Source organism: Criibacterium bergeronii, assembly GCF_001693775.2.
Classification (GTDB): domain Bacteria; phylum Bacillota; class Clostridia; order Peptostreptococcales; family Filifactoraceae; genus Peptoanaerobacter; species Peptoanaerobacter bergeronii.
Window position 1 is genome coordinate 1 of record NZ_MBEW02000042.1, and the last position, 7,124, is coordinate 7,124.

The following is a 7,124-nucleotide window of genomic DNA, read 5'->3' on the forward strand; positions in this document are numbered from 1 at the left end:
TGACGTAGAAAATTAAATAAAACTTATAAGGAGAAAATTATGTGCTATATAGAAGACGTATGGGCAAGACAAATTTTAGACTCTAGGGGTAATCCTACAGTAGAAGTGGAAGTAGTGCTTGAATCAGGAGTAATAGCAAGAGCATCTGTACCATCAGGTGCATCTACCGGAATGTATGAGGCAGTAGAGCTAAGAGATGGAGATAAAGACTATTACATGGGTAAGAGCGTGCTAAAAGCTGTTGACAATGTAAACGAAACAATAGCTCCGGAAATAATCGGCATGAACGTATTTGACCAAGTATTAATCGACCAAACAATGATAGAGCTTGACGGTACACAAAACAAAGGCAACCTTGGTGCTAATGCTATCCTAGGAGTTTCACTAGCAGTAGCAAAAGCAGCAGCAGAAGAACTAGGCTTACCACTATATCAATACCTTGGCGGAGTAAATGCAAAGCTCCTTCCAGTGCCAATGATGAACATAGTAAATGGTGGCTCACACTCTGACGCTCCAATAGCATTCCAAGAATTTATGATTTTACCTGCCGGAGCTAAAAGCTTTAGCGAAGCACTTCAATGGGGTTCAGAAATATTCCACAACCTTGCAAAATTATTGAAAGAAAGAAAATTATCTACTGCAGTAGGTGACGAAGGTGGATTTGCTCCTACATTTGATGGTACAGAAGATGCAGTAGAAACAATTCTTGCAGCCATCAAAAAAGTAGGCTTAGAACCGGGCAAAGATGTATTCCTAGGCTTTGACTGTGCATCATCAGAATTCTATGAAGACGGCGTATATAACTATGCTAAGTTTGAAGGAGAAAAAGGTGCAAAACGTAGCTCTGCTGAACAAGTAGAATACCTTGCAAGTCTAGTAGAAAAATATCCAATAATCTCAATCGAAGATGGTATGGATGAAAATGACTGGGAAGGCTGGAAATTATTAACTGAAAAACTTGGTAAAAAAGTACAATTAGTTGGTGATGACCTATTCGTAACAAATACTAAGAAATTATCTCAAGGTATCCAGCAAGGAGTTGCAAACTCAATCCTTATAAAAGTAAATCAAATAGGAACACTTACAGAAACATTAGACGCTATCCAAATGGCTAAAGAAGCCGGATATACAGCAGTAGTTTCTCACCGTTCAGGCGAAACAGAAGATACTACAATAGCAGACCTAGTAGTAGCTACAAACGCAGGACAAATAAAAACTGGTTCATTATCAAGGACAGACAGAATAGCAAAATATAATCAGTTACTAAGAATAGAAGAAATGCTAGGTGAAACAGCAGAGTTTAAAGGTATAAAATCTTTCTATAACCTAAAAAAATAATTAATTGATAACAAAAACAATCCTATGAGAGTAGGCGGCTACCCATTATTTGAGTAGCCGACCTCTCACACCACCGTACATACCGTCAGGTATACGGCGGTTCAATAATTTGAGTGCTTTTACCTTGTATCTTTTGGATATGTCATCATATTCCTGAGATGCAAGGTATTTGTTTGTTAATGTTCTGTGCAAAATGTAGCTATCTTATACTCTCCAATATCCTTTCCTTGTATTTAACCACTAACACGTTGGACGCCCTTGCCCTCTGCTAACAGTTCCTACTACCAAGTCTGTTAATATATTTTATAAAATTCTTTCTAATTTTCTAATATTACAAAGTCTTTTTATTGTAACTGTTCTTGTTATCAGATAAATACCTGTTGCAATCATAAAAAGCATAATAGATGTAGCAAAGCTATCAGCATACACATTCGGTGTGCCCTCACATATAGCAGTAGCTATAAAATAGAGTTAAGTATCAACATAGGCACTAGACAACAAGTAAATAGAACTATAGCTGGCGGAAATATGCTTGCCTCAGTTTTTTTGAATTGCAAAAATTCATTGATTTTTAAGCATTTTTTAAATTTTATCAAATATTAAATTTAAACTCTTTTACTATTATAATTTATTGAAAAATCGTGTATAATATGTATTAAATAAAAAATATACTACGAATGGAGAGTTATTATGAAAAAATTTATAATTGAGCAACCCTTTTGGGATTTATTTCCAAATGCTAAAATCGCTATAATAGTAGCAAACGGAGTAAACAACCACTATCCTGAAAATAACGGCGAATTTAAAAAAATACTCAGACTTGCCCAACAGGAGGGTGAAAAATTCTTAACAGAGGCAGAATTTGCCAAAAATAAGGTAGTAAGTGTTTGGAGAGAGGCATTTCAAAAATTTAAAACTAAAAAAGGTGCAAGATGCTCTATAGAGGCAATGCTTAAACGTATCGGAGGAGACAATCCGGTCGGAAATATCAATCCGTTAGTCGACATATACAACTCAATATCATTGAGATATGCCCTACCTTGTGGCGGTGAAAATATAGATGCCTTTGATGGAGATGTAAAGCTAACATTAGCAGATGGTGGCGAATATTTCGTAACCTATGGTTCAGGGGAGTCTGCACCTCCATATCCCGGCGAAGTAGTATACAAGGACAACAGCGGAGCAATATGCAGATGCTGGAACTGGAGAGAGTCTGAAAGAACAATGCTGACCGATGATACTATAAACGCATTTTTAATCATCGAAAATGTTGACACCGAAAGAGAAGACGTACTTAAAGAGGCAATAAATGAATTAAAGGACTTGTCAGAAAAAATGCTAGGCGGCACTTATGAAATACACATTTTAGATATAAACAACAAAGAGGTTGTTGTAGAAAAATAAACAGAAAAATTCGCCACTACTGACATTTTTGCTATTAAATTCAAATATTAAATCAAAGGCTTGCCTAAAATTAGCAAGCCTTTTGTATATAATACTGACTTACATAAGAAAATGTAGTATTATTTTTCATTATAAAAATTTTTGCATAAGGTAGTAGCATAAATTTCTTTTTAATATGTATGCTACAATTTACAAAGTAATTTAGTATAAAAATATCCACCCATTTCTAGGTGGATATTTTTTAATTGAATATTTTATTAAAGGGAGTTGCTAAATAATAAAATTTATTACTATTCAACATCTATACTTGTCTTGTTTACAGACTCAACTATTGCATCGACCATATCGTCTAGGTCAGACTCTTTATCCTTGTTTAATGAAGAGTTTACGGTAACGATTGGGTCAAGTACATTTATCATCTTCATTTCTTCATCAAGGAATTCAGAGATTAAATCGCCTGCTGTAGGAGCCCAAGAGCCATTTTCTAATACTGCAAATGTTCTGTTTTGAACATTAAGCATCTTCATATCGTGAAGATATGTCTTAATCTTTGGATAGATTTCTAGGTTGTAAGTTACAGATGCGATTATAACGTGGCTGTATTTGAATGTGTCAGATATCAACCAAGATGTATCAGTATTAGATGCGTCACACACCTTTACATTTGTGATACCTTTTTGACAAAGCTTGCTTGCAAGTGCTTGTGCTGCATATTCAGTGTTGCCGTACATAGTAGAATATACTATTAATACACCCTTTTCTTCAGGAATATATGCAGACCATCTATTGTATTTGTCTAGTAGATAAGCAAAGTCGTTTCTCCAAATTGGTCCATGTAATGGGCAAATGAATTTGATTTGTGGAAGAAGTGGTGCAGCTTTTGCTAGTAATGCCTGAACAAATTGTCCATATTTTCCAACTATGTTTGTATAATATCTTCTAGCTTCATCAATCCAATCTCTGTCAAAGTTTACTTCGTCATTGAATAGTTTTCCGTCTAATGCGTTGAATGAACCGAATGCGTCTGCTGAGAATAATACACCATTTGCAGTATCAAAGCTTAGCATTACCTCAGGCCAGTGAACCATTGGTCCTTCTACAAATGCGATAGTATGTTTATCAAAGGTTTGAGTGTCGCCCTCTTTAACTTGGATTTTCTTTTCTTCTGCTACATCATATCCAAATTGTTTCATGAACATGAAACCTTTTTCTGTAGATATAACTTTAGCCTCAGGATGTCTTAAAAGAACTTCTTCTATTGAGCCGGCATGATCAGGTTCTAAGTGGTTGATTACTAGGTAATCAAGTTTTTTGCCATCAAGAACATATTCTATGTTTGCTAAAAATTCTTTGCATACTGACCAGTCAACTGTATCAAATAGTACAGTTTTACTACCATCTATTAATAAATAGGAGTTATAAGATACACCCTTTGTAAGTGGATGAATATTTTCAAATAGTGCTAATCTATGGTCATTTCCCCCAACCCAATAAAGATTGTCTGTTACTTCTCTAACACAAAACATAAGTTTCCTCCTTAGACTTTTTTCGTCTTTGATTTCAGTTTTTTGTGGCTTAGTTTTTGAGCCAGTTTCTACAACTAGTTCTTCTTTTTTATTTTCTTTTGGCTGCTTAGATAATTTTTCTTCTTTCATTTCCTGCTTAGTTTGTTTTGAATTATCTTTTTGTTCTTGTTTTTTAGCTAATACTTCATCAGATTTTTTATCTGATGAAGTAGGAGTTTTTTTAGTTGTAGCAGTGGATTTTTTAGATACCTTTTTTTCTTCTTTTTTTTCTTTTAAATTAATTTTTTCAGATTTCATATCGCTGCCTTTTATACCAAACAATTTTTTTAACGCATCAAGTGCTTTCATTTTAAACTTCTCTTCTACTAAAATTATTTAGCGTATTTATAAGCTACTTCTATAAAGCCTTCTTTTGATTCACCGCAATCTGGGCAAATCCATTCGTCCGGTATATTCTTAAACTCTGTTCCAGGAGCGATATCACCAACAGGGTCTCCTTCCATTGGGTTGTATTCGTAACCGCAACCATTACATGCATAAGACTTGTAGCTTGGAGTCAATTTTTCAGGTTTTGCACGTCTAATTTTCTTCATTTCGCCTTCATGCTTAGGTGCATCTGCTCCGCCTAATTCTTTGATAAGAGCAGGTACTACTTCGTTGATGTCACCAACTATACCATAGTCAGCATTTTTGAATATTGGAGCGTTACCATTTTTATTGATAGCAACTATTGTAGCTGCATTTTTGATACCCTTTAAGTGTTGTACTGCACCGGATATACCTAGAGCGATGTATAGGTTGCCTTTGAATGTCTGTCCTGACATACCAACATATCTGTTTAGAGGAAGATATTTTTGAGTTTCAGCAACCGGTCTTGATGCACCTATAGATGCTCCAACTGCTTTAGCTAAATCTTCAGCTAATTTCATATTTTCTTTAGGTCCTATACCTCTACCAGCAGAAACTACTCTTGAAGACTCTGTTATAGGAGTGTTTATATCTATTCCTAGTGAGAAATCGTGTCCATCTTTTCTCAAGGATTCTACTAATTCGTGTACTTGTTCTTCGATATTACCATCTTTAAATATCTTGCCTTTTCTTATGCCGGTAATTGGTTTTGGAGCTGCTGCAGCTATTATTGATGCTGATTTTTTAGCTTTCTTAGGTGGTCTGCCTACTATGTGAGATGCGATAACAACGTTCATGATTTCGTTAGTACCTTCGTAAATAGTAGTTATCTTAGCATCTCTGTAAAATCTTTCAACGTCTATTCCTTTGATAAATCCGCTACCGCCATAAATCTGAAGTGCATCATTTGTAATTTCTAAGGCTTTATCAGATGCAAACTTCTTAGCCATTGCAGCCTCTACTGAGTAATCTTCATGGTTTTGTTTTAATTCTGCCGCAGAGTAGATTAATAATCTAGCTGCTCTTAATTTTGTTGCCATTTCAGCAAATTTGAATTGGATTGATTCAAGTGCAGAGATTGGTTTGCCAAACTGTACTCTTTGTTTTGCATAACCAAGGGCAGATTCGTAAGCTCCCTGAGCAATACCTAGTGCTTGAGACGCTATACCTATTCTTCCGCCGTCTAGTGTCATCATAGCTATTCTAAAGCCTTCGCCCTCTTTACCAAGTAAGTTTTCTTTTGGTACTTTAACATTGTTAAAGCTCAATTCAGATGTAATAGAAGACCTGATACCAAGCTTGTCATAGTGCATAGATGCGTCAAAGCCTTCGTATCCGGCCTCAACTATGAATGCTGATATACCTTTAGTACCTATATTTGGAGTTGTTACTGCAAATATAATATATGTGTCAGCTTTACCGGCGTTTGTTATAAATATTTTTCCGCCGTTAAGGATGTAATAATCTCCATCTAAAACTGCTGTTGTTTCTGTACCACCTGCATCTGAACCTGCGTTAGGCTCTGTAAGTCCAAACGCACCAATATGTTCACCTTTTGCTAGTGGCACTAAGTATTTCTTTTTTTGTTCTTCTGTACCAAAGGCTGAAATAGGATATGAACCTAGTGATGTATGGGCAGATACTATAACGCCTACACCGCCATCAACCCTAGATAATTCTTCTACGCATATGGCATAGCTGATTACGTCTAGTCCGGCACCGCCGTATTCTTTTGCGTATGGAATACCCATAAAGCCCAGTTCACCCATTTTTTTAACGACTTCATCCGGAAATTGGCTGTTTTGGTCTAATTCAAATGCTATGGGTTTTACCTCTTTCTCAGCAAATTCCCTAACCTTTTTACGAAATTCTTCATGCTCTTTAGTTGTAGTGTAAAACATATTACCCTCCCTTAATACTTTCATATTATTTTTATTTATGTTAATTACTTGATGTTAACAAATTCAGGAAGCCGTTTTCCTTGAAAGCTCCAGTTATCATATCTAATAATATATGATTGGTTATAATGAAATAATTTCGGCTTGAAAAACCTTTTCTAAAATATACATCTTTTTAGTATACTATCACATGGCTTATATCTTGTCAAGAAATTAGAAAAAATTTTTTAAAATTTTTATTAATAATTGCTGTCATCTTGTGCTACATCCATTCTATCTATTTTCCTTCTAATATTTAGCATTTTTTCATCTATTTCCATTATGCTATCAGCACACTCTTTCAATTTCAAAATAACTTTTTTTGATTCTGTCATAGTCTTTTTGTATTTCATTTGATGCTCCAAGCTTGCCCAAAAGTCCATGGCTATTGTCCTGATTTGAATTTCTACAGGTACTTCTTCTCTTTTTTCGGCAAGGTAAATCGGTGTGCTTATAATAATATGCAGTGAGCTGTATCCATTTGGCTTTGGTTCTTTTATATAATCTTTTA

The 7,124-nt window shown here is 35.1% G+C and carries 6 protein-coding genes; 2 read left to right on the forward strand and 4 right to left on the reverse strand.

Annotated elements, in window-relative coordinates; all coding sequences use genetic code 11:
- The first annotated feature begins 39 nt into the window (after positions 1-39).
- On the forward strand, positions 40-1,338 hold the full coding sequence (gene eno / locus BBG48_RS10200) for a phosphopyruvate hydratase (RefSeq protein WP_068913888.1): 1,299 nt from the start codon (positions 40-42) through the stop codon (positions 1,336-1,338).
- 45 nt (positions 1,339-1,383) lie between these two features.
- On the opposite strand, the gene BBG48_RS11050 is transcribed toward eno, so the two are convergent.
- Positions 1,384-1,530: a hypothetical protein gene (locus BBG48_RS11050; RefSeq protein ID WP_158527929.1), complete on the reverse strand. Its 147-nt coding sequence runs from the start codon at positions 1,528-1,530 to the stop codon at positions 1,384-1,386.
- Between the two features lie 498 nt (positions 1,531-2,028).
- On the opposite strand from BBG48_RS11050, the gene BBG48_RS10205 reads away from it, so the two are divergent.
- Complete coding sequence (locus BBG48_RS10205; RefSeq protein WP_068913887.1) at positions 2,029-2,742, forward strand: B3/B4 domain-containing protein; 714 nt, start codon at positions 2,029-2,031, stop codon at positions 2,740-2,742.
- Positions 2,743-3,032: 290 nt separating this feature from the next.
- Here the strand turns inward: BBG48_RS10205 and BBG48_RS10210 are convergent, their stop codons facing one another.
- The 3 genes from BBG48_RS10210 to BBG48_RS10220 form a co-directional block, all read right to left on the reverse strand.
- Positions 3,033-4,616 carry an FprA family A-type flavoprotein gene (locus BBG48_RS10210; protein ID WP_330410383.1) on the reverse strand — a complete coding sequence of 528 codons (1,584 nt, stop codon included), beginning with the start codon at positions 4,614-4,616 and terminating at the stop codon, positions 3,033-3,035.
- A gap of 23 nt (positions 4,617-4,639) precedes the next feature.
- Positions 4,640-6,577 (reverse strand): acyl-CoA dehydrogenase family protein, encoded by a 1,938-nt coding sequence (locus BBG48_RS10215; RefSeq protein ID WP_094754472.1) that lies wholly within the window; start codon positions 6,575-6,577, stop codon positions 4,640-4,642.
- A gap of 236 nt (positions 6,578-6,813) precedes the next feature.
- Positions 6,814-7,124, reverse strand: a 311-nt coding sequence (locus BBG48_RS10220; RefSeq protein WP_408608359.1) for a GTP pyrophosphokinase, incomplete at its 5' end; no start/stop codon positions are given.